The 23,075-nt window shown below is 67.5% G+C and carries 19 protein-coding genes and 1 pseudogene; 11 read left to right on the top strand and 9 right to left on the bottom strand.

The annotated features are described in order from the left end of the window. Positions 1 to 180: 180 nt before the first annotated feature. Genes ACYVAN_RS23700 through ACYVAN_RS23690 form a run of 3 tightly spaced genes read right to left on the bottom strand, consistent with a single transcriptional unit; the run spans position 181 to position 4,726 of the window. Complete coding sequence (locus tag ACYVAN_RS23700) at positions 181 to 2,865, bottom strand: UxaA family hydrolase (RefSeq protein ID WP_460963275.1); 2,685 nt, start codon at positions 2,863 to 2,865, stop codon at positions 181 to 183. Beyond that, on the bottom strand, positions 2,862 to 3,266 hold the full coding sequence (locus ACYVAN_RS23695) for a hypothetical protein (RefSeq protein ID WP_460963273.1): 405 nt from the start codon (positions 3,264 to 3,266) through the stop codon (positions 2,862 to 2,864). Before ACYVAN_RS23695 ends, ACYVAN_RS23700 begins: the two co-directional genes overlap by 4 nt. Next, positions 3,263 to 4,726, bottom strand: coding sequence for an Nramp family divalent metal transporter (locus tag ACYVAN_RS23690; protein ID WP_460963271.1), 1,464 nt, complete (start codon positions 4,724 to 4,726; stop codon positions 3,263 to 3,265). Before ACYVAN_RS23690 ends, ACYVAN_RS23695 begins: the two co-directional genes overlap by 4 nt. A 187-nt stretch (positions 4,727 to 4,913) precedes the next feature. Here ACYVAN_RS23690 and ACYVAN_RS23685 point away from each other — a divergent pair, with 187 nt between their 5' ends. From ACYVAN_RS23685 to ACYVAN_RS23665, 5 genes are all read left to right on the top strand, one after another. After that, on the top strand, positions 4,914 to 5,615 hold the full coding sequence (locus ACYVAN_RS23685) for a GntR family transcriptional regulator (protein ID WP_460963269.1): 702 nt from the start codon (positions 4,914 to 4,916) through the stop codon (positions 5,613 to 5,615). A 39-nt stretch (positions 5,616 to 5,654) separates the two neighbouring features. Further along, positions 5,655 to 6,515 carry a fumarylacetoacetate hydrolase family protein gene (locus ACYVAN_RS23680; protein ID WP_460963560.1) on the top strand — a complete coding sequence of 287 codons (861 nt, stop codon included), beginning with the start codon at positions 5,655 to 5,657 and terminating at the stop codon, positions 6,513 to 6,515. Beyond that, positions 6,512 to 7,810 (top strand): L-fuconate dehydratase, encoded by a 1,299-nt coding sequence (locus ACYVAN_RS23675; RefSeq protein ID WP_460963267.1) that lies wholly within the window; start codon positions 6,512 to 6,514, stop codon positions 7,808 to 7,810. Before ACYVAN_RS23680 ends, ACYVAN_RS23675 begins: the two co-directional genes overlap by 4 nt. Continuing rightward, a complete protein-coding gene (locus tag ACYVAN_RS23670) occupies positions 7,807 to 8,556 on the top strand; it encodes an SDR family NAD(P)-dependent oxidoreductase (RefSeq protein ID WP_460963265.1) in 750 nt (249 codons plus the stop codon). The genes ACYVAN_RS23675 and ACYVAN_RS23670 overlap by 4 nt, the downstream gene beginning before the upstream one ends. Positions 8,557 to 9,020: 464 nt before the next feature. Beyond that, complete coding sequence (locus tag ACYVAN_RS23665) at positions 9,021 to 9,701, top strand: esterase/lipase family protein (RefSeq protein ID WP_460963263.1); 681 nt, start codon at positions 9,021 to 9,023, stop codon at positions 9,699 to 9,701. 115 nt (positions 9,702 to 9,816) lie between these two features. On the opposite strand, the gene ACYVAN_RS23660 is transcribed toward ACYVAN_RS23665, so the two are convergent. The 4 genes and pseudogenes from ACYVAN_RS23660 to ACYVAN_RS23645 form a co-directional block, all read right to left on the bottom strand. Beyond that, positions 9,817 to 10,374, bottom strand: coding sequence for an enoyl-CoA hydratase-related protein (locus ACYVAN_RS23660; protein ID WP_460963261.1), 558 nt, complete (start codon positions 10,372 to 10,374; stop codon positions 9,817 to 9,819). 34 nt (positions 10,375 to 10,408) lie between these two features. After that, positions 10,409 to 10,498 (bottom strand): annotated as a pseudogene (locus ACYVAN_RS23655) (hypothetical protein); the annotation flags it as partial. A gap of 264 nt (positions 10,499 to 10,762) precedes the next feature. Next, positions 10,763 to 11,302, bottom strand: a complete 540-nt coding sequence (locus tag ACYVAN_RS23650; RefSeq protein WP_460963260.1) for a hypothetical protein — start codon at positions 11,300 to 11,302, stop codon at positions 10,763 to 10,765. Between the two features lie 154 nt (positions 11,303 to 11,456). Next, on the bottom strand, positions 11,457 to 12,659 hold the full coding sequence (locus ACYVAN_RS23645) for a dipeptidase (RefSeq protein WP_460963258.1): 1,203 nt from the start codon (positions 12,657 to 12,659) through the stop codon (positions 11,457 to 11,459). A 292-nt stretch (positions 12,660 to 12,951) separates the two neighbouring features. Between ACYVAN_RS23645 and ACYVAN_RS23640 the strand changes: the two genes are divergently transcribed. Beyond that, the gene (locus ACYVAN_RS23640) at positions 12,952 to 13,419 is read left to right on the top strand and encodes an NUDIX domain-containing protein (protein WP_460963256.1); all 468 of its coding nucleotides are present in this window, start codon (positions 12,952 to 12,954) and stop codon (positions 13,417 to 13,419) included. Between the two features lie 115 nt (positions 13,420 to 13,534). Here the strand turns inward: ACYVAN_RS23640 and ACYVAN_RS23635 are convergent, their stop codons facing one another. Then, positions 13,535 to 14,866 (bottom strand): MFS transporter, encoded by a 1,332-nt coding sequence (locus tag ACYVAN_RS23635; RefSeq protein ID WP_460963254.1) that lies wholly within the window; start codon positions 14,864 to 14,866, stop codon positions 13,535 to 13,537. 267 nt (positions 14,867 to 15,133) lie between these two features. Between ACYVAN_RS23635 and ACYVAN_RS23630 the strand changes: the two genes are divergently transcribed. From ACYVAN_RS23630 to ACYVAN_RS23615, 4 genes are all read left to right on the top strand, one after another. Continuing rightward, entirely contained in the window at positions 15,134 to 16,855 is a 1,722-nt protein-coding gene (locus ACYVAN_RS23630; protein ID WP_460963252.1) for an SDR family oxidoreductase, read from the top strand. A 44-nt stretch (positions 16,856 to 16,899) separates the two neighbouring features. Further along, a complete protein-coding gene (locus ACYVAN_RS23625; RefSeq protein WP_460963250.1) occupies positions 16,900 to 17,802 on the top strand; it encodes a metal-dependent hydrolase in 903 nt (300 codons plus the stop codon). 149 nt (positions 17,803 to 17,951) lie between these two features. Next, complete coding sequence (locus ACYVAN_RS23620) at positions 17,952 to 19,007, top strand: PDR/VanB family oxidoreductase (protein WP_460963248.1); 1,056 nt, start codon at positions 17,952 to 17,954, stop codon at positions 19,005 to 19,007. A 242-nt stretch (positions 19,008 to 19,249) separates the two neighbouring features. Beyond that, complete coding sequence (locus ACYVAN_RS23615) at positions 19,250 to 19,714, top strand: hypothetical protein (protein ID WP_460963247.1); 465 nt, start codon at positions 19,250 to 19,252, stop codon at positions 19,712 to 19,714. Between the two features lie 171 nt (positions 19,715 to 19,885). Here the strand turns inward: ACYVAN_RS23615 and ACYVAN_RS23610 are convergent, their stop codons facing one another. Further along, positions 19,886 to 22,255, bottom strand: coding sequence for a xanthine dehydrogenase family protein molybdopterin-binding subunit (locus ACYVAN_RS23610; RefSeq protein ID WP_460963245.1), 2,370 nt, complete (start codon positions 22,253 to 22,255; stop codon positions 19,886 to 19,888). A 226-nt stretch (positions 22,256 to 22,481) separates the two neighbouring features. Here ACYVAN_RS23610 and ACYVAN_RS23605 point away from each other — a divergent pair, with 226 nt between their 5' ends. Continuing rightward, positions 22,482 to 22,970, top strand: a complete 489-nt coding sequence (locus tag ACYVAN_RS23605; RefSeq protein ID WP_460963243.1) for a SixA phosphatase family protein — start codon at positions 22,482 to 22,484, stop codon at positions 22,968 to 22,970. Positions 22,971 to 23,075 lie beyond the last annotated feature (105 nt).

The raw sequence follows: 23,075 nt of genomic DNA, 5'->3' as shown, positions 1-23,075 counted from the left end.
GCTCACGCGGCGGACGCCGCGACATCGGCGGGCAACGAACCGGATTCCGGAACTCGTACCAGTCGTGACACCGGCCCGTTCGGCTTCCGTGGCCCCTCACGTGTGGAGGTGTGGGTCGACTCGGTGCTATCGGCCACGAGCAGGTCGGGTGCCGCTCTCGACAGCCCGGCCGTGTCCTGGTCAGATCGAGACACCCAACAACCCCCTTGTCACCTGGAAACCCACATCGGCGGTCCGCATCGCGACAGGTACGAGTTCGCGCCCCGCCACCGCCGTGATCACGTCGAGCAGTCGGTCCGTCCATTCCGAACTTTCCTCGGCAAGCACCATGTCGAGATCCGCCGCCGACGCGGCAGCCGTCGCGGAATCAGCTGTGACCCGCAGCAGTGGCAACATCCGGTGCGCGGGCGGTGGAGCGCCGGTGACGTGCGCCAGCAACAGGTGCACTCCGGTGGCGCCGAGCCCGGTCGTCGTCTCGAGCCAGTCCGCGGTCGGCGCGCGCATCACGTGCCAGCCGGGTAAGCGCACCTGCTGGCCGTGGGCGAGAGTGGGTCCGGCGTGGTCGCCGAGAGCGTTCCGGAACGCCTGCGACAACAACAGCGGCGAGTTCTCGGGCACCACCACCGTGCCACCGTGAGCGACGATCGCCGCGCCGCAGTCGAGCAGCGCCCGCGCCGCCTCCTCGGGGACGAGTCCCTGCCCGTGCAGTCCGAGGGCGAGGTCGCCCAGGCCCGCGTCGTGCTCGCGTAGCTGTTCGGCATCGCGCAGCGCGGCGTCGAACCAGGCATCCACTCGCTCCGTCACCCCGGCGATGCCCCCGTCGCCCTGAATGCTGGCCCAGCCGAAGGAGTCCGGATCGGCACCCGCGGAGCGCAGCCGGTCGGCGAAGTAGTCGTTGTGGGTCTTCTCGCAACCGTGCTCGAGCAGGAGCGCCGCGCGCACCAGTGGATGCGTCAGGTAGCCGACCGCCGTGCGCGCGTAGACGTCCTCCGACGGTCCGCCGGAAGTACCGCACCCCTCGGTGTGCGGTAGCGCGACGACACGGGTGAGTCTGCCGGCGCGCGACGGGTGCTCCTGACACCGCGCGGCCAGCCGCAACGCGATCTGCCCCGAGCACAGGCTCGTCGGCATGATCAACCCGACTCGGTCGGGCCGCACGGAATCACCGACGGCGAGCGCCGGGAACGACCGCTGCGGCGCCGGACTGCCGGGCGCCCGAAGCGGTTCGCCGGCAAGATCCCGGTCCGCGGCGGTGGCCAGTGCCGTCGCCGGCAGCGGCCGGGTCTGCTTCCAGTCCCGCCAGATCGACACCTGACTGTGGCCTGCTCGCTCGCCCGCCGTCCGATCCCCGTTCGCCACCCGGACGGCGAGGTCGAAGGTGGAGCGCGTCAGCTCGGCCATCGGCGTGCCCGTCAGGCAGGTACCCGCGTCGACATCCATCTCGTCGGGCAGCTTGCGGTAACGCCCCGTGGTGCTGACGAGCTTCACCGTGGGCACGAAGGGGAAGTTGGTTACCGAACCGTTCCCGGTGGTGAAGAAGATCAGATTCGCCCCGCCTGCGACTTCCCCTGCCACGCTCTCCAGGTCGTTGCCGGGGCTGTCCATGAAGTGGAAGCCCGGTTCGGTGATCCGCTGCGCGTAGTCCAGGACGTGATCGAGCCGCACGGCAGGATCGCGTTTGCGGGCGGCGCCGAGCGACTTGATCATGATGTTGTAGAGGCCGCGGTACGCGTTGCCCCCCGACACGTTGGTCTCGGCGGTGTGACCGTGCCAACCGACCCGTTCGGTGAATCGCGCCAGCATCGCCAGGAAACGTCGAGCGGTGTCCGCGTCGCGCACGTTCTCCAGCACGTAGTGCTCGGCGCCGATCAGCTCGTCGGTCTCGGCGAGGATGGCACCGCCGCCGTGTCGGATCAGCTCACCGGCCACCGCACCGGCCAACGGATTGGCGGAAAGTCCGGAGAAGGCGTCCGAACCTCCGCATTGCAGCGCGACCCGCAGGTGCGCCAGCGGTTGCTCGGTGCGTCTCGCCTCGGCGAGTGCCGGTAGCCATCCCTCGACCAGGTCCGCACCGCGTTCAAGATCCGCGGTGAAGCCGTCGCTCCGGCTCAGGTACGCGTGCGGCACCCCGAGCGGCGGGTATCCGTGCGCGTGCAGATACCGCCGCACCGCGTCGTTGGTGACACCGGACGCGGGGTCGTCGACCGCCAGCACGGCTCCGACGTTCGGATGGGTGAGGAATCCGGCGAGTGTGCGGAGCACGAGTTCGGCGTTGTTGCCCGCTGATGCGCCTTCGGTGTGCGCGACGCTGACCACGCCGTCGAAGCCCGGGTGCGTCGGGGTGTCGCTGAAGCGGTCCGCCAAGACCTGGGCGTAGGAGGCCGTGCGCGACGACGTCCCCAGCACGACCAGGTGGTTTCGGGTGCCGACGCCACGCCCCGGGCCTCGATCGTGCCCGAGGAAGGTGCCGGGGTCGGCGACGAACTCCGGCGGCCGCCCGGGACGCAGAGTGTGTTCGTCGAGCACGTACGGCTCGAGCGCCCGGTTCTCGATGTTGGGGCCCGCGGGGAAGGTGCCCGGAATCCCGCGCTCGCGCAGCACCTCGAGCATCCCTTCGGTTCCCAGGTATGCCCCCGCGCCGATGTCCCGGGTGGCCCGGGCGAAGGGCAGCCCCCAGGACAAGAGGTCCCCGCCTTTGGCCACCGGCACGACGGCGAACCGGTGCCCTTCCGGCACCGTGTGCGGCAGCCCGACCGGACCGCCGGGCAACGCGACCGCGGTGCCCGCCTCGATTCGCCGGGTCGCCACCGCGGCGTTGTCTCCCGGGGCGGGGAGCGCCCCGAGGTCGTCGAGTGAACACGTCACCGTCCCACCACCGCCATTCGTCGCAGGGTCGCGACGGCGCGACCGGCCCGGTGCGCGCGGTGGAGCGCGAAGAGCGCGGCGGCACCGGCGAACACGGCGAGCGTCGGCTCGACCAACAGCAGCACACCGCCTACCAACACACCGGCTAGGACGAGAACCTGCCACTGCCGCGCCGAGGTGCGATACACCTGCAACGACCTGTCCACTTCGGATTTGTCGACTCCACTCAGGTCCACCGGCGTGTTCGGGGGCGCCTCGTGCACCGCCAGCCAGCCGTTGATGACCGCCGCGACGAGGAAAACCATCGCCCAGACCGGTGCGTCCTGCGCGGCCCGGGTTCCGGCAAGAGCCAGGAACCCCAGTCCGAGCACCGCATAACGCCACTGCACCGAGGAACTCACGCGATCACCCCGGCGAAGGCGAGCATCGCGACGATGCCGGACACCGTCAGGACCACCGAACCCACGGTGACCAAGACCCGCAGGAGCGTGCTCATCCGGTACGGCGCGGGGAGGTTGACCTTGTCGACGTAGAGGAGTCCGGCCCCGTAGATCCCGCAGGCGAAGACACCACCGAGGATGGAGGCAGGACTGATCAGCGCGACGAAACTCGCACCGGACGCGATCGCCAGGAGGCCGCCGATGCCGGTCCACGCGTAGACGTAGAGCCGGATGCCGCGCTGCCCGCGAGCGCGAACCTTGTCCGAGACCGCCGCGAGGCTCTCGTAGGTGGTCCACGAGTAGACCTCGAACATCGCGTACACGGTGCCGAACAGCACCATCGCGATCGCGACGACGTAGAAATACTCGAAGACCGGTGCCACCACCGCGAGGAATTGCGACTGGAACGTCAGTACGTCGTTCCCCTCGGGTACCTGCTGCTGTTCGCCCAGGATCACCGCGCCGTTGATCATGAATGCGGCGGCGATGATGCCCAGCGAGAAGAACGCCGCCAGCATGTCGAACAACGGAGCGCGGCTCCAAGCGCGGGCGGCGGCCACGTCTTCGGGGTCGGTCGACAGTGGGAACCGCGCGCGGTCATCCATCGTGGACAGCTGGCGACCGATCGACTCGACATCGCGATGCCCGAGCATTCCCCACTTCTTCTCGCGCAGCATGCCGGTGTAGCCGATGTAGTCGTACATGCCGCCGCCGAGACTGCCCATGAAGACCACGAGCTCCACCCACACCGACGTCGACACGATCTCCGGGTATTTCTCACCCACGAACGGCGCGTAGTCGAAGCTGCCGGGCACCAGTCCGCCGAGCACACCGAGCCAGTCGGGGTTCGCGACGAACACCGCGATCAGTACGAGAACCACCATCAAGCCGGCGATCGCGACCTGCACCTTCTCCAACAGGGCATAACCGCCCACATAGGACAGTATCGCCGCGAAGACGAGCACCCCCACTGCGTAGGCAGTGGCGTTTCCCGCGCCGAGCGACTGCAGGTAGTCGCCGAGCGCGACCGCCACCCCGCTGGCCCAGCCGGGGAACGAAACGAGGCAGATCAGCACCAGCAGCACCGGGAACCAGCCACGCGGCCCCGGGAGCACCTTGGCGAACCGTGTCATGGGGTGCTCGCCGGTGAGGGTCATGTGCCGGTTGGATGCGTAGACGAGGGCACCTTTGGCGATGGAACCCACGACCACGGCCCAGAGCACTGCGTAGCCGAAGACGGCACCTTCACGGGAGGCGAGGATGGACTCGCCACTACCGATGGTGAGCGAGGCGATGATCGCGCCGGGCCCGAAGAACTTGAGGAAAGTCGTGACGGTCACGCGCCGTCGGCGCAGTTCCGCCGGTGGATCCGGTAACCGCAGGTCAGAGCCCGCGGTGTGCCCGATTCCTTGTGTGGTCATGTCCAACCCCGCCCGTCGGTCGACAACCCTGTCGGGACAACAACTGATGTGTGTCCTGGAACACTTCCATGGAAATCCTATAGGATACTTCCGGTAGGCCATGGGATTATTGGAGTGCCCGGGATCACACGTCAAGAGATGTGGGACCGTCGATCGATTCGAACCCGACAAGACGTAGGAGACGAAGATGAACGGCGCACCGACCGGCGCGGCACACGGCGGCGTACCGGTAGCGCCACTGGCACGCCGCCAGATGCTCGCCGACGACGTGTACGAGGCGGTCAAGGCGTTGATCATGGACCACGCCATCGAGCCCGGCTCGCGGGTCTCGATCGACGGATTGGCCCGCCAGTTGGCCGTCTCCCCCACGCCCGTGCGCGAGGCGCTGGCCCGCTTGGAGTCGGCGGAACTCGTCGTCAAAGAACCACTGCGCGGATATCGGACGACGCCGCTGCTGAGCCGCGAAGAGCTCGACGACCTGTACCAGTTCCGGCTGCTCATCGAACCGTGGGCAGCAGCCCGCGCGGCCGAACGAGCCGATGCCGGCGGGCGGGAGCGGATTCGCGCGGAAATGGCCTCATGCGACACACCCCGCGACGACACCTACGACGCGTACAAGGCGTTGACCGCGCACGACACCCGGTTCCACGTGCTGGTGACCGAACTCGCAGGCAGCGCGCAAGTCCGACGTGCTTTCGAGCGCACGCACTGTCACCTGCACATCTTCCGACTCCACTACGACGCGGGGATCGGGCAGAAGACGTTGGAAGAACACCAAGCCATCACCGACTCCATCACCGAAGGCGATCCGGCGGCCGCGGAAGCATCGATGCGGGCCCACCTCGAGACGGCTTGCTACGAGCGGCTGCGACCGGTGTCCGGCACCTGACCCACACCCATCACCGACCGAGGAGCACGCGTGCAGCTGATGCGTCTGGGACCCCCCGGAGCCGAACTCCCCGTTGTTCGGAGAGCCGACGGCGCGGTCCACGACCTGAGCAACATGACCACCGACATCGACGGCGAATTCCTCGCGGCGGACGGCATCTCCCGGGCCAGAGCAGCCGTGCAAGAAGGCGGGCTCCCCCTCGTCGACTCGACCGGTCTGCGCATCGGACCCCCGATCGCGCGCCCCGCGGCCGTGATCGGCATCGGCCTGAACTACGCCGCCCACGCCGCGGAGGCCGGTGTGGACATACCCGCGGCCCCGGTGGTGTTCTTCAAACACCCCGGCACTCTCGTCGGGCCGGACGACGAGATCACGGTTCCGGACGGCAGCGAGCGCACCGATTGGGAAGTGGAGCTCGCCGTCGTCATCGGACGCCGGGCCGGGCGCCTCGCTTCCCCGGACGCCGCACTGGACCACGTCGCGGGATACGCGATCGCCAACGACATCTCCGAGCGAACCTGGCAACTGGAACACTCCGGCGGGCAATGGTCAAAGGGCAAGTGCGCTCCGGGGTTCAACCCACTGGGCCCCTGGCTCGTGCCCGCCGAAGAGGTGGGCGATCCACAACGGCTACGGCTGCGCTCCTGGGTCAACGGCGAACCGAGGCAGGACTCCACGACCGCGGACATGATCTTCTCGGTCGCAGACGTCGTCTGGCACCTCAGCCAGTACATGACCCTCGAACCCGGTGACGTCATCGACACGGGTACCCCGGAAGGCGTCGCGATGTCCGGTCGCTTCCCGTACTTGCGCCCGGAAGACGTCGTCGAGCTCGAAATCGAGGGGCTCGGCAGGCAACACCAAACCATGGTCGACGGCACGAAGGAGCATGTCGCATGAGCCGCATCGTTTCCCTCTCCGTAGAGGACGTCCGCTTTCCGACATCTCGGGAACTCGACGGCTCCGACGCGATGAATCCCGACCCCGACTACTCCGCCGCGTACGTCGTGCTGCACACCGACGAGGGTCCGGACGGCCACGGGTTCGCGTTCACCATCGGCCGCGGGAACGAGGTGCAATGCGCTGCGATCGAGCTGCTCTCCGAGCACGTCGTCGGCCTCGACGTCGAAGCGATGTGCGCGGATCTCGGCGGACTCTCCCGCTCACTTCTCAACGACTCGCAACTGCGCTGGCTGGGCCCCGAGAAGGGGATCATGCACATGGCAACCGGGGCGGTCGTCAATGCGGCGTGGGATCTCGCCGCCAAGCGGGCAGGCCTCCCGGTGTGGCAGTTGCTCTCGCGGATGACACCGGAGCAGATCGTCGATCTCGTCGACTGGCGCTACCTCACCGATGCGCTCACCCCGGACGAGGCCCTGGAACTGCTGCGCACCGCGGAGCCGGGTCGAGCTGAGCGGATGGCGCTGCTCGAATCGGAGGGCTACTCCGCATACACGACATCGCCCGGCTGGTTGGGATACGACGACGCGAAACTCACCCGGCTCGCGCGGGAGGCCGTCGCCGACGGCTTCGACCTGATCAAGCTCAAGGTCGGCGCCGACGTCGAGGACGACGTACGGCGCCTTGCCGCCGCCCGCGAAGCCGTGGGGCCGGACGTGCGGATCGCGATAGACGCGAACCAGCGTTGGAGCGTGCCCGACGCGATCCCCTGGCTCGAGCGCCTCGCCGAGTTCGATCCGTGGTTCATCGAGGAGCCCACATCGCCGGACGACGTTCTCGGGCACGCCGCGATCCGCCGGGCGGTGGCACCGATGCGGGTCGCCACTGGCGAGCACGGCCAGAACCGGATCGTATTCAAGCAGCTGCTGCAGGCCGGGGCGATCGACGTGCTTCAGCTGGACGCCACCCGGGTCGCCGGGATCAACGAGAACGTCGCCATTCTGCTGCTGGCGGCCAAGTTCGGTGTCCCGGTGTGCCCGCACGCGGGTGGAGTCGGCTTGTGCGAATTGGTTCAGCACCTGTCGATGTTCGACTTCGTCACCGTCTCCGGTTCGAGGACGGATCGCTCCATCGAGTACGTCAACCACCTGCACGAGCACTTCACCGCACCGGTGCGGATGCGCGATGGACGGTACTTGCCGCCGACCGAGCCGGGCAGCGGTGCGGAGATCTTCGAAGCGTCCCGGGAGCGATTCCGATACCCGAACGGCGCAGCGTGGAAGGCTGTGAATTGACCGACTTCGACGGCGTGCGAGCGCTGGTGACGGGTGGCGCCTCGGGAATCGGACTCGCCACTGCCCGGTTGCTCGCCTCCCGCGGCGCAACGGTCGCCTGCCTGGACGTTCACCCCGAGGATGTTGCCTCGCCCCTGCTGGGCCTGCGGTGCGACGTCACCGACGACACCTCGGTTCGTGCCGCGGTCGACCGGGTCGTCGACGAGTTCGGCGGGCTCGACGCGGTCGTGAACAACGCGGGGATCGGGGCGCGGGGCACGGTCGAGGACAACGGCGAGGACGAGTGGTCCACGGTGCTGGACGTCAACGTGCTCGGCATCATGCGGGTGAGCAGGGCAGCACTGCCCGCACTGCGCCGATCGGAGCATGCCGCCGTGGTGAACACCTGCTCGATCGCCGCGACCGCCGGACTGCCGCAGCGCGCGCTCTACAGCGCCAGCAAGGGAGCCGTGTATTCGCTGACGCTGGCGATGGCGGCCGACCACCTGGCCCACGGAATACGGGTCAACTGCGTCACGCCCGGAACCGTGGACACCCCGTGGGTGCAGCGGCTGCTCGACGCCTCCCCCGAACCCGCCTCGGAACGCGCCGGACTCGAAGCCCGCCAACCGTCCGGCCGACTGATCAGCGCGGCGGAGGTCGCGCACGCGATCTGCTACTTGGCGTCACCGCTGTCCGGCGCTACCACGGGAACCGCGCTTCCCGTGGACGGCGGCATGGCCGGGTTGCGGGTGCCGCGCCTGTGAGGCCGTGCCGTGGTTTCGCTCCACCGGGCGCACTCATGCGAACGAGCCCATCTCTGACCGGATCGGACCTTCCCGACCAGCTTCGCAAATCCCGTCAACGATCCGGTGGCTACCACGTCCAGTCCACCTCTCGGAGACCTCCGCAAGCTGGGAGCCACACCAGGGGCAAGCCGATCTTCACCCCTTCGGCGGCTTGCCGCGATTCTCGAAAAGCGCCATCTTGATCGTCTGACGCGCAATGAATCTCTGCACGCGCTCGAACGAACCGGCCACGTCGAACCGACTCCTGACGTTCAATGATCACTCGGCAGTAATCTCCTGTCCGCGTTCCGACAGATCCGACATTCTTCGTCGAGCTTCCGAGCTTTCCCCGGCACCAACCTCCCCCCTCGGAGCGAAAGGCGATCGCGATCCCTTGCGCCCACCGCTCCACGGCCGAAGATCACGGGACTCTCATGAAAACCATGCGGGCCAAGACACTCCTCACCACGCTGTTCGTCCTCCCCTCCGTGTGGCTGCCCCCATCGGCCGGCGCGGCGACCAGCTCGTCGTTCAGCCAGGACAGCGACCCGATCCTCTTCGTGCACGGATACCGTTCGAACGGATCGACGTGGGACACCATGGCCAATCGTTTTCAGGCAGACGGCTGGCCCAGCAGCCACCTGGATCAATGGTCCTACGACACCACCCAATCCAACGCGACCACGGCGCAACAGCTCGCCCAGGAAGTGGAGAGTCTCAAGGCCGCCACCGGAAACTCCGAAGTGGACATCGTGACTCACTCTATGGGCGGATTGTCATCTCGGTACTACACCAAAAACCTGGACGGTGACGGGAATGTCGACGGCTGGGTCTCCCTTGGCGGACCGAACCACGGTACGACGTCGGCCAACGGATGCGTCGATGTCTCCTGCGAGGAAATGCGCATCGGCTCGGACTTCCTGGACCAGCTCAATTCCGGCGATGAAACTCCCGGATCCGCCCGGTACGCGACTTGGTGGTCGCCTTGCGACGAGATCATCATGCCGCAGGACAGCACCGTGCTCTCAGGCGCGTCCAACACCGAGACCGCTTGCCTCAGTCACGGAGCATTGCACGAGGACGCCACCGTTTACGCACAGGTGCGCGATCTGGTGGACCGTTGACATCCGCGGCGGCGCGGGACATCGCCGTCGCGGATCGATTGGAACCATCCACAGTGTCCTGCCCTGAAACCGCCACATCCCGTAAAGATCCCCGCACCACGAGAAATCCGGTGCATCACGGGAAATCCGGCGGCCGACCTTCGAGGAAGGCACGTAATCCTTCTGCGTATTCGGGGCTGTCGGCGACCGCGCTCATCCGACGCGTGTCATCATCCTCGTACCGCTGACCGGCGACGATTCGATCGACGAAATCCTTGGCAGCCCGAACGGTGTTCTGTGCGCGCGAAGCCAGCAGCCGGGCGTAGTCGTAGGTGTAGGTTTCGAGCTCGCCGGGTCTTTTGAGCTCGTTGACCAGACCGATCCGGTGAGCGTCTTCGGCATCGAGCTGCTCGGCGGACATCAACATCCGCTTCGCTTCCGCTGCCCCGACCTCCTCTACCAGGCGTCGGGTGGCCTCCAGCGAGTACACGATTCCGAGTTTCGCGGGTGTGATCGCCAACCGGGCGGTCGTGTCGGCGAATCGCATGTCGCACGCCAGCGCCAAGCCGCATCCACCACCGATGCAGTATCCCTGCACCATCGCGATCGTGGGCACGGGCGCCGAAACGAGCGCGTTCTCGGCGGCGGCGACTGCTTCGCCGTGCGCGCGCACGCCGTCCTCGTCCGCGCGCACCTACGAACTCCCGGATATCGGCCCCTGCTGCGAACGCGCGCTCACCCGCACCACGCACCACGATCGCCCTGGTCGCCGGGTCGGCGACGGCTCGTTCCACCAACGACGGCAACTGCAGGAACATGTTCATGGTGAGGGCGTTGTGCCGGTGTGGCCTATTGAGCAGCAGCGTGGCCACCGGCCCGGTGCGCTCCAACAGCAGTTCGTCGGACAAAGAGGTTCCTCTGCTCACGTTCATACCGGTTCGCGGAGTCCCTCACGCTATCCCAGCACGCACCGTGTCGACGTGAGCGTGTGCGACAGCACCGCTGTTGTCGCCGCCGGGCCGGAAGCCCGCCGGAATATCGCCGCCTGGCAGTCGCCCGCGCGGGTTCCGCGCGGGCGACTGTCAGAAGCCGCTGTCCTCGACGCGTTCGGCTTGCTCCTCTGGCGCCCCGCCGGGTTCCCGCGCGTCCTCCCCCGTCACGTCACCTTCATCGGTGGTGGCTGACAGGCCGGTCGCCTCGACCTGATCGCCCTGCAGGACGGCGCCGTGCGCATTCTCGTTCTGCTCGGCGGCAGCCGCCTCACTGGCGGTCCCGTCCGCCACTTCGGCCTGCGCACGCTCGTCCACGGTCTCGTCCAACTCGCGCAACGGGCTGTCGGTCAGCGGCTCCTGATCGGCAGGTTCGTTGGGCCGGTCGGAGCGCTCCGCTGCCAACCTGCCGTCCAGAGTGCCGCCCTCGCGCTGTTCCCTCGGCGTAGGCCGGTCCGCGGCCACTTCCGACCAACTCTCCGCCGGTTCGGCTCCTGCTTCCAGCGGGTCGGCGCCGAGTTCGTCTTCGTCGAGGTCCTGGGCAGACTGCAACGTGGCAGGGTCCTCCGGAGCACCGGCGTCCGGTTCCACCTCGTTCGGCGAGGGGGTCGAAGCGTTCAGCGGATCCGACATCGATCCTCCTTTCGTATGGCCTCGACCATCTCGTACCCGAGAACGGGATCGTTCAATCCCGGCGGCGGGCACACACTCGCTGCCCCACCTCACGACGCCGTTCGGCCCCACGTCGACGACGACCGGTCAAGTCGAGTTCCGGAGCCGTCCGGTGTCAGCCGTCGAGCTGCTCAATAGTCGCGATGGAGGGCTCTTCACTGCGGCGCAGCTCCCGGGAGACATCCTCGGCGTCCCGCAACACGCGCACCGCGTTGTCCCAGGTGAGTTTGGCGAGGTCGGCCTCCGACCAGCCCCTGTCGAGCAGCTCGGTGATCAGAACCGGGTAGCCGGAGACGTCGGCCAGGTCGGCGGGGGTGAAGGCCGTTCCGTCGTAGTCACCACCGATGCCGATGTGGTCGATACCGGCGACCTCCCGCATGTGGTCGAGGTGGTCGGCCACGGTCTTCGAGGTCGCGGCGGGCCTCGGATGGTCCGCTTCGTAGGCGCGCAGGACCTCCATGGCCTCCTCGGTGGTGTCCAGCGGGTGCAGGTCGTGCGCGCGGAGAGCGTCGTCGGCGGCCCGCGTCCATTCGATCGATTCAGGGAGGATGAACTTGGGGACGAACGTCGCCATCGCCACTCCGCCGTTGGAAGGCAGCGATGCCAGCACGTCGTCCGGGACATTCCTCGGGTGATCGCACACCGCGCGCGCCGACGAGTGGGAGAAGACCACGGGAGATCGACTCACCCGCATCGCGTCCCGCATGGTCGTGGGTGCCACGTGGGAGAGGTCGACGAGCATCCCCAGGCGATTCATTTCCCGGACGACCTCCTCCCCGAACCGGGTGAGCCCATTCGCAGCTGGTGTGTCCGTCGCGGAGTCCGCCCAGGCCACGTTGTCGTTGTGGGTCAGCGTCATGTACCGCACCCCGAGGGCGTGCAGCGCCCGCAGCGTCGCCAATGAGCAGGCGATGGAATGACCGCCCTCGGCGCCCATCAGCGAAGCTATCCGCCCTTGCGCACGTGCGGCCACCACCTCGTCGGCGGTACGCGCGAGCATCAGGTCCGCCGGATACCGCTCGACGAGATTCAGCACGCAGTCGATCTGTTCGAGCGTCGCGCTGACCGCCTCGTCTCCTTCGTAATCCGAACGCACGTAGACCGACCAGAACTGGGCTCCGACACCGCCGGTCCGCAACCTCGCCAGGTCGGTGTGCAGGTGTGAGGACTGATCCGTGGCGATGTCGCGCTTGCCGACGTCGTAGCGGACCTGCTCGCGCAGCGCCCACGGCAGATCGTTGTGCCCGTCGAACACGGGATGCTCGTCGAGCAGCGCGCGAGCGCGCTCCGAGACGGCGAGGTCCTGTTCGTCCGCCATGCCACTCCTCGTGATGTCGCTGCTTCGCGGTCCGACGATCTTCCCCCACAGCTTCGCACCTGCTGAAGAACCGCGCCGGGACCCACCCGCACTACGATCTTCCCGGCCGACAGTACTTCGCGGTCCGAGTCTCTGGCGAGTCCTCACCGGACAGCCGGAACCGATCACCGCTCGCCCTCGCCCGTCGAGCAGTCGGTTCGTCTGCGGGTCTCCGAGCCGTACCCACCATCCGCACCGGAGCGACCCGCCGTCCGGAGGAGGTACTGTCGCAGTACCCGATTTGGAGGACGTGGTGGCTAAGCGCAGCGCTGGAATCCTGCTGTTCACCAGGAGGTCGGGAGTGACGAGAGTTCTGCTCGTGCATCCCGGAGGGCCGTACTGGCAGGGCAAAGATCTCGGCGCGTGGTCGATTCCCAAGGGCGAGCATCCCCAGGGCGAGGATCCGCGCGAAGCCGCGTTGCGGGAGTTCCGGGAGGAAACCGGCACTCGCCTACCCGCTGACGGACTCATTCCGCTCGGCGAGATCAGTCAGCGGAGCGGGAAGGTGGTGGCGGCGTGGGCGCTGGAAGGCGAGTTCGACGTGTCGACGCTGAGCAGCAACACCTTCGAGATCCAGTGGCCTCCCCGGTCGGGGAAGACGGCGTCCTTTCCGGAAGTCGACGAGGCGCGGTGGTGGGACCTGGAGTCGGCCGGGGAACGGATCAACCCGGCGCAGGCCGAGTTCCTGCAGCGGCTGCACCTGTTGCTGCGGGATCGCTGAACAAATCTCTCCCGCGGCGAGCGACGGGTTCGTGGGCCACTGCGGGGAACGGTGGTCGGTGCGGTCCGGCCGGGGGTGGGCACGTCGGCGGGCGACGCGCCCACCCGGCAATCGATCAGTCGTCGAACGACGATCCACGGGTCTCGTGGCCGGCCGCCAGCGCAAGCAGCGTCACGAACGCCATCGCGGCGAGGTAGATACCCACCCAGCCGACGCCGTAGGAGCTGGCCAGCCAGGTCGCGATGTAGGGGGCGACTGAAGCACCCAACAGGCTCGCGATGTTGTACGAGACCGACGCGCCGGTGTAGCGGACCGCTGTCGGGAAGAGCTCGGGCAGTACCGCCCCCATCGGTCCGAACGTCAGACCCATCAGGCTGAGGCCGACGATCAGGTACGTGACCACCGCCAGCAGCGAGCCGCTGCCGAACCAGGGGCCGAGCAGCAATCCGAACACCAGGATCGCGGCGGTGGTGACCATCAGGGTCGGACGGCGCCCGTAGCGGTCGGCCAGCACGCCGGCCACCGGGATGGTGAGCCCGAAGAAGACCACTCCCACCATGAGCAGCAGGAGGAACTGCGAGCGCTCGAAGCCGAGTCCGGAGTCCGCCGTGCCGTAAGAGAGCGAGAACACCGTCATCAGGTAGAACAGCACGTAGGTGGCCAACATGATCAAGGTACCCAGCACGAGTCCCTTGAAGTCGGTGCGGAACACCTGCGTGAACGGAACCTTGGCGCGCTGGTCGCTCTGCACCACCTTCGCGAACGCCGGCGTCTCGTGCAGGCTCAACCGCACCCAGAGCCCGACGATCACCAGGACCGAGGACAGCAGGAACGGCAGCCGCCAACCCCAGGAGAGGAACGCCTCATCGGTCATCGTCTCCGACATGAGCAGAAAGATCCCGTTGGCGAGGAAGAAACCGATCGGGGCGCCCAACTGCGGAAACGTGCCGTAAAAGGCGCGCTTCTTCGCGGGGGCGTTCTCGGTGGCCAGCAACGCGGCCCCACCCCACTCGCCGCCCAGTCCCAGCCCTTGGCCGAACCGGCAGAGTGCCAGGAACAACGGGGCTGCCACGCCGATTTCGGCGTAACCGGGTAGGAAACCGATCAGCAGCGTGGATATCCCCATCGTGAGCAACGAGGCGACCAGAGTGGACTTGCGGCCGACGCGGTCACCGAAGTGTCCGAACAGGGCGGAACCGACGGGGCGCGCGACGAAGGCGATCGCGAACGTCGCCAGCGACTGCAGGGTGGCCGCGGTCGGGTCTCCCGCGGGGAAGAACAGCTGCGGAAACACCAGTACCGCAGCGGTGGCGTAAACGTAGAAGTCGTAGAACTCGATCGACGTGCCGACGAGGCTGGCCACCACGACCTGGCGTCTCGAATTGCTGGGGCCCGACCCTTGTTCAGGGGAGTCGGTCCCGGAGTCGGGGGCGTGGCCGACCGTCATGGCGCCCATCCTCCTTCTGAAGTGCATGTTGACCTGCGAATCTTACTCAGGTCCGTTCACAGAACGAGAATCCGCGCCCACATATTGGGCGTGCGGTTTCACACGTAGTGGTCTTCGCGACAGCGGAGGACGAAACGAACGCCCACGTTTACATCGTTCATTGACATTGACGCGGGCAACTCGCATAGTATTCACAAGTATCTGTTACTCGAAGTTACAAGTAATCGGCGAGTGCGCACCCCGCGTGCGCAACGTGGGAGGTCAGGCGTGCACACCCGAGTCACATCCCGGGACGGAACGACACTCGCCGTCAGCGAGCGCGGTGACCCGAACGCCCCGACGGTCGTCTGCGTGCACGGCTACCCCGACAACCGCTCGATGTGGGGCGGAGTGGCCGACCGCCTGGTCGAGCGCTTTCACGTGGTCACCTACGACGTTCGCGGCGCCGGGGAGTCGGACAGGCCTCGCGGCCGGAACGCGTACCACCTCGACCGGCTCTCCGAAGACCTCACCGCGGTGCTCGACGCGGTCTCCCCCGAGAAACCCGTGCACCTGCTCGCGCACGACTGGGGCTCGATCCAGTCCTGGCACACCGTCACCTCCCCCGAATCGGCGGACCGCTTCGCCTCCTTCACCTCCATCTCCGGCCCGTGCCTCGATCACGCGGGGCAATGGATGCGCTCCAGCCTGCGGCCCCACCCTCGTGCTCTGCGCGACCTCGGCAAGCAACTCGCCTGCTCCGGATACACCCTGTTCTTCCAGCTACCGCTGCTGCCCGAACTCGTGTGGCGGACAGGGCTCCTCGGCAAGTGGCTGGGCCTCCTCGAACCCGCCAATCCGGAACCGGAGCTCGCCGACGCCCTCCACGGGTTGAACCTCTACCGGGCGAACATGACCGGTCGACTCTCCCGTCCACGGGAACGCTTCACGAGAATCCCGGTCCAGGTACTCGCCCCCCGGGGCGACCCCTTCGTCGGAACTCCCATGCAAACCGAGATCGAGCAGTGGGTCCCGGACCTCAGCGTGCGCCGGATCACCGGGTCGCACTGGGTTCCGCGCAGCAATCCCGAAGCCGTCGCCCGATGCGCGACCGAACTCATCGACCGGGTGGACAACGGTTCCGACGCGCGCGGCCTGCGCAGAGGCAAGGTCGGCGTTCCGTCCGGACGGCGTTTCGAGGATCAGCTGGTGGTGATCAGTGGCGCGGGCGGCGGAATCGGTCGCGCCACCGCACTCGCGTTCGCCGAAGCGGGAGCACAGCTGGTGGTCACCGATATCGACGGAGACTCCGCCGCGCGAACAGCGGAACTCGCTCGGGAACGCGGTGCGGTCGCCGATGCTTCCGCCGTGGATGTCGGGGACGGCGCGGCGGTGGAGTCCCTCGCGGAGCGGATCGAGGCTGAACACGGCTCCCCCGACGTAGTGATCAACAACGCCGGGATCGGCCTCGCCGGTCCCTTCGCGGAGACCACCGACGACGACTGGCAGCAGGTACTTGACGTCAACCTGCGCGGTGTCATCCACGGCTGCCGTTCATTCGCCGATCGGATGGCCCGGCGCGGCGAAGGCGGCCGGATCGTCAACATCGCCTCCGCGGCCGCCTACCTGCACCCCCAGCCGCTCACGGCTTACGCGACTTCGAAGTCGGCGGTGCTGACCCTGTCCCATTGCCTGCGTGCCGAACTCGCGGGGAAGGGGATCGGAGTCGTCGCGGTGTGCCCCGGAATCGTCCGGACCGGCATCACCGGCAGTACTCGCTTCGTGGGTGTCGACAGCACCGAGCAGGACCGTCGCCGGCGCGGGGCGTCGGAGCTGTACCGCCGCCGAGGGTTCACCGCAGAACGTGCGGCGCAGGAGATCCTGCGCGCGGTCGAGCGGAACACGGCCATAGCTCCGATCACCGCGGAAGCCAAGGCGGGCCTCGTCCTTTCCCGGTTCGCACCGGGACTGCTCCGCGCAGCAGCGCGACTCGGGGCCGCCCACCGTTGAACACGCTGCCCACGCGCGGCGGACCGAACATCAGGAGACCACCCATGTCCCCACAGCCGTGGACCTCGCACGATACGGAACCGGACGAACCCGACGAAGTGGCGCTGCACGCCCGGGACGTGGACTTCGACTGGTCCGAGTTGCCCATGCACTGGATCCCCGACGAGCCGGTCACCACCCACGTCTTCAACGTGCTGCACCTGCTGTTGCCCGAAGGTGAGCGCTGGTTCGTCGACATCTTCAAACAGGCCGTACCGATGATCCAGGACGACAAGCTCCGCGAGGAAGTGCTCGGCTTCATCGGACAGGAAGCCATGCACGCGCAGTCCCACCAGGGAGTCGTCGACCACTTCAATGCCCGCGGGCTGAACACCGAACCCTATGTCCGGCAGATCAGCTGGCTGTTCCGCTCGCTGTTGGGGGATCGGGGCCGCACCGGCAAGCGCGCCGAGGAATGGCTGGTCGAAAGGGTCGCTCTGGTCGCGGGCATCGAACACATCACCGCATTCCTCGGCCAATGGATCCTGGACGCCGAGGCCCTCGACCGGGTCGGCGCCGACGCGACCATGCTCGATCTGCTCCGCTGGCACGGAGCGGAGGAAGTCGAGCACCGGTCGGTGGCCTACGACCTGTTCATGCACCTGGACGGCCGCTACTTCCGGCGAGTTCGACTTTTCCTGCTCGCGGCCCCGTTCTTCTTCGGGCTGTGGGCACGAGGCGCCAGGTTCCTCGTGGCCAACGATCCCGAACTCCGGGGACGGCGCAAAGCTCGCTGGCGCGACCTGGTCCACAGCGGCAACCGCGGTCTCACACCGAGTTACTTGCAGTTCGTGCGACTGCTGGCACCGTACTTCCGCCGTTCCTACCACCCTTCCGAAACGGGGTCGACGAGCCAGGCGGTCTCCTACCTGGCACGTTCGCCCGCCGCGCGCGCTGCCGAACACTGAGAGCTCGTGCCGACCAGTACCCAGCACATGTACTGCGACGTCCGGAGAACGGTCGAGCACGGCAGCGCAGCGGTACCGGAGTCGGTACCACGGACCGCAGCCACGGTGCGCCGCTGGCCACCTTCCCGCGAGGAAACAGAAGGAGCCCGTTGAAACCGGAAGTCCCCGGCGACCTCTACGGGCGCCGCCGCCAAGACCGGCTGATGCGAGCGATGGCCACGATGGTCGAGGCCCTCGACAGGGTGGCGGGGCTCGACACCGGCCGCCCACCGGTCACCTCCGTCGACCGCGACCTCCACGTGGTGGTCGAGCGGGTGCGGACGGAGACGCCCGATGTCCGATCGGTGACGTTCGTTCCGGACGAGGGCACCACGCTGCCCCCGTGGCAGCCAGGTTCCCACGTCGACGTCCAATTGCCCTCCGGGCGGGTTCGGCAGTACTCGTTGTGCGGCGACCCGGCCGACCGCGATCGCTACCGGATCGCCGTCCGGCGGATCGGAGTGGCGTCCCAGGAGGTACACGAGGAACTCCACCTTGGTCGGCGGATGACGCTTCGAGGTCCGCGGAACGCCTTTCCGCTCGTCCGGGCCGAGCGGTACCTGTTCATCGCAGGCGGCATCGGGGTGACCCCCATTCTGCCGATGCTGCGCGCGGTCTCCGCCGGTGGAGCCGACTGGCGGTTCATCTACTGTGGCCGGTCACGGGAGTCGATGCCGCTGCTCGAAGAACTGGCCACGTTCGATCCCGCCAGGACTTGGATCCGGCCGGACGACGAGTACGGTGTGCCGGTCTCCGGGTCGGAACTACTGGCAGGCGCCGAGGGCGCGACGGTCTACTGTTGCGGACCAGCTGCCCTGACCACCGGTCTGCGAATGGATCTGCCCGCGAGCGGCGCCAGGGAACTGCACTCGGAACGCTTCTCCCCACCGCCGATCACCGCTGGTGAGCCGTTCGAGGTGCAGCTCGGTGCTGGTGGCCGGGTGCTGACCGTGGCCGCTGACGAGTCGGCCCTCGATGCGGTTCGCCGCGTCCGGCCGGACGTCGCCTACTCGTGTCGGCAGGGCTTCTGCGGTACCTGCAGGGTCGGACTGCTCGCAGGCGAAGCCGATCACCGCGACCACGTGCTCGCCGGTGACGAGCGCGCCTGCTCCTTCCTACCGTGCGTATCCCGCGCGGAGCGCGACAGGCTCGTCCTGGACCTCTGAAACGTCCCGCTCGTGTCCGGGTCACCGGTTCACGTGCCCACGCCTTCGCCTGCGCCGGCCGTTCCCGACCACCACGTCGCCGGGACTCCGACGGACGGGTATCCCTCGGCCGTGCGAACGTCGATGAACCCGAACCCCGCCCGCCGATCACGTCGGCGGCGGTACCGTTCGCCCTCATGGGCACCCCACAGCCGAGTGTGTCCACTGGTCATCCGCAAGGGCCAACAGGTAGAAGGGCAGCTGTGAACATCGACGAGCACGAAGCGTACCGGCCGGACCACTGGTCCACACAGGACGCGATCGCCGTACCGGAGCCCGAGGAATGGCGGGAGAAAGGGGTGCATTGGCATGGGTATGTCGAGCTTCGGGACGGCACCGAGATGTTCTCGAGCCTGCGCGACGAACGACTCGGCCGGGTCCCCGACGCGGTCATCCACACCCCGAAAGATGTCGCGGACTGGATCTGCCGGATGTTTCGGGAAGAGGCCAGGCAGGACTGGGTCCGCCTCATCGGCACACCCGGTGGCGACGGCAAGGTCGGCGACCAAGCGCACCTCGATCACGAGTGGCACAGCAACCTGGAGATCGCTGCCCGGGGCGACAGCATCTACGCCGATGTCAACCGGGAACACGGACGGATGTACCTGTGGGTCGAGGCGGTAACCGAACCCGAGTGCACTGTGCACACCGTCGGATACCGAGGATGAGCGTTCCCACCTATGCGGTGGGAAGTCCGCCACCTCGCGTCAGCGGACATACCTGCACCAGCTGTGGCACACCCATGATCCCTATTCAGGGAGGCGGGGGCATGGTGTGTCCTCGCGGTTGCTGATCCGCCGTCGGCACATTCCGCGAACCAGCAACCACGTGCCCGCTGGTCAGGCCACTGCTTCTCCGGAGTCGTCCGCGTGTGCACCCCGGACCGGCAGGGCGTCGAACGCCTCGGGCGGTTCTTGCCAGGGCACTGGCGGCTTGCCTGCCTCGGCGTCCCGCATCGCACGCCACACCCGCTGCGGAGTGGCAGGCAGGTCGATGTGCCGCACTCCCAGATGCCGCAGTGCATCCACGACCGCGTTCTGGACCGCCGGCGTGGCGCCGACCGTGGCCGACTCACCGATTCCCTTCGCACCCATCGGATTGCGCGTCGTCGGCGTCTCGGTGTTCGCGGTTTCGAGCCAGGGCAGCTCGACTGCCGTGGGAATCGTGTAATCGGCCAGCGTGGCGGTGGCGGGATTGCCGTCCACGTCGTAGGAGAACTGCTCCCACAAGGCCTGCGAGATGCCCTGAGCGGCACCACCGTGCTGCTGCCCGCGCACCAGCACGGGGTTCAGCACGCGCCCGCAGTCGTCGACGGCGATGTGCCGCAACGGCCGGACGTACCCGGTCTCCGAATCCACCTCCACCACCGATACGTGAGCACCGAACGGGAACGTGGCACCGTCCGGCTGAAAATCGATCTCCGCCGCGAGGGCGTGATCGTCCTCGGCAGCGAACCGCACCAGCTGCGACCAGCTCAGCTTCGCGTTCGGCGCGCCGGATACGCCGAGATGACCGTCCTCGATCACCTCGATGTCCTCCACCGCGGCTTCCAGTCGATCCGCGGCGAGTTCCTTCGCCTTCCGCAACACGGTTTCGGTCGCGCCCCGAACGGCACTGCCGCCGATCTGCATCGAGCGCGAACCCGCAGTCCCCCCACCGCGCGGAACGCTCCCGGTGTCAGCCTGGACGAACTCGATCGATTCCATCGGCACGTTCAACAGGTCCGCGACGATCATCGAGAACGCTGTCGCGTGGCCCTGTCCGTGGGCGGAGGTCCCGACCTTGATCGTCGCACCTCGTTCGTGCATCTCGACGTGCGCGTACTCCCCGGCGCCGCCGCCGGTGATCTCAACGTAGCTGCTCACACCGATCCCGAGCAGCATGTTCTCGCCCGCTTCGATCCGGCGGGCCTGTTCCGCACGCAGCGCTTCGTAGTCGGCCAACCGCAACGCCTCGGTGAGCGCGAGTTCATAGTCGCCGCTGTCATAAGCGGCGTGCGTCAGCGTGGTGTACGGAAACTCGCTTGGCTGCAGGAAATTTCGCTTACGCAGTTCCACTGGATCCATGGCGAGTTCCGCAGCCGCGATATCGATCATTCGCTCCAGCATCGCCGCGGCCTCCGGCCTTCCCGCACCACGAAACGCACCGACCGGAGCCGTGTTCGTCAACGCACCGAGCGCGGCGTAGCTGATCGCGGGAATGCGGTAGACCCCTTGGGCCATCACCCGCGTCATGCTCGTGACCAGCGCACCGGCGAAACCCGCGTACGCCCCGGAATCACCGATCATCCTGCAACGCAGGCCAGCGATGGTCCCGTCGGAACGCAGCCCCAGTTCCGCGTACTGCACCTGCGCCCTGCCCTGCGGCATCGCCTGGAGGTTCTCGGTGCGCGTCTCGGTCCACTTCGCAGGCCGCCCCAACCGCTGCGCGATCGCGACGGCCAGCACGTGCTCGGCACCGGCACCGACCTTGCCGCCGAAAGCCCCGCCGACGTGGGGTGCGATCACCCGTACCCGATCCGGATCCCAGCCGAACGTCGCCGCAATACCGGAACGCACACCGTGCGGCATCTGGGTGGAGACCCGAATGGTGACGTCGTAGTCCTCGTCCGAGCCACCGGGAACCACCACGACGGCGTTGCCCTCGATCGGCGCGACCGCCATGCGCTGGTTCTCCAGTCTGGCGCGCACGACCACGTCCGCATCATCGAGAACCTCGGGTCCCACGGGATCTCGTTCACCGATCGCGATGTTCGTTCCCAGCTCCGGGAATTGCGTCGGCGCATCCGGCTGCAAAGCTTCCTCGACATCGACGGCCGCGGGAAGCGGTTCGTAGTCGACATCGATCAATTCGAGCGCATCGGCCGCCTGCGCGGCACTTTCGGCCACCACCACGGCCACGGGTTCACCCGCGAAGCGCACGCGATCCGTCCCAAGCGGATACCGGGTGCACGCCGAGTTCACCTCGACGAACGGCACCAGCGGCGGCATCGGCAAGTCGTCTGCCGAATAGGCCGCTACCACCCCGGGAGCGGCGAGCGCTTCGGACACGTCCACGCGCGTGATCAGCGCGTGGGCCAGCGACGAACGAAGGAATGCCAGGTGCAGGACACCTTCGACCTTCGTGTTGTCGACGTAGGTTCCGCGACCGCGCAGCAGATCCGGATCCTCGATACGGTTGACCTCGTTGCCCAGGAGCGATCGGCCCATTTTTCCGACACTATCGGCGGCGGGCCCCACAGCACAGTCCCCACACGGATCTTGCTCGGTTTTTCATGGAACCTCCGCCATCTTCCGGATGAGAGATCCGTACGCGCACCGCTCGTCCACGAGGGCATTTCCGAATCCACCGGCAGCCCCGAAACCACCAGCAGCCGAGTGATCAGCAGCACGCCCGTCCCCGACACGAGCGGCCCGGACCTACTAGGCTGAGGCCATGGCTGATGGGGAACGGACTTTGATCGTGTGCAGGCATGCCAAGTCCGCATGGCCCGCGGAGCTCTCCGACTTCGAACGTCCGCTCAACGAGCGCGGACTGCGGGACGCTCCGGCCGCCGGGAGGTGGTTGCAAGAGAACACCGAACCCGCCGACCTCACCCTCTGCTCCCCGGCGACCCGTGCACGCAAGACGTGGCGCCTGGTGTCCGCCGAGCTCGATGCCGAGGTGCAGGCGCGCTACGACAAACGCATTTACGGCGCTACCGCCGGACAGCTGATTGAGCTGGCCAACGAGCTTCCGGACTCCGCCAGGACAGTCGTCTTCGTCGGCCACAACCCCGGCCTCGAAGAACTCGTCACCGCGCTCACCGGAACCGCGCAGGAACTCAAAACCTGTTCGATCGCGGTGATCGCGGGGGACAGTTCGTGGTCCGAGGTCGAACCCGGCTGGGGCCGCCTGGCGTCGACCGCCACGCCCCGCGGCTGAGCGCTGCTCCGCAGCCGGCGAACCGACGATCGACACGAAGCCGCGCAAGCCGTTGTGCGACACCTCACTCGAAACGAATTCTGAAATCTGATTCGGTATTCTGCT

Source organism: Parasphingorhabdus pacifica (genome assembly GCF_054779195.1).
The sequence above is the reverse complement of the archived record's forward strand: the minus strand, read 5'-3'. Positions and strand labels throughout refer to the sequence as shown.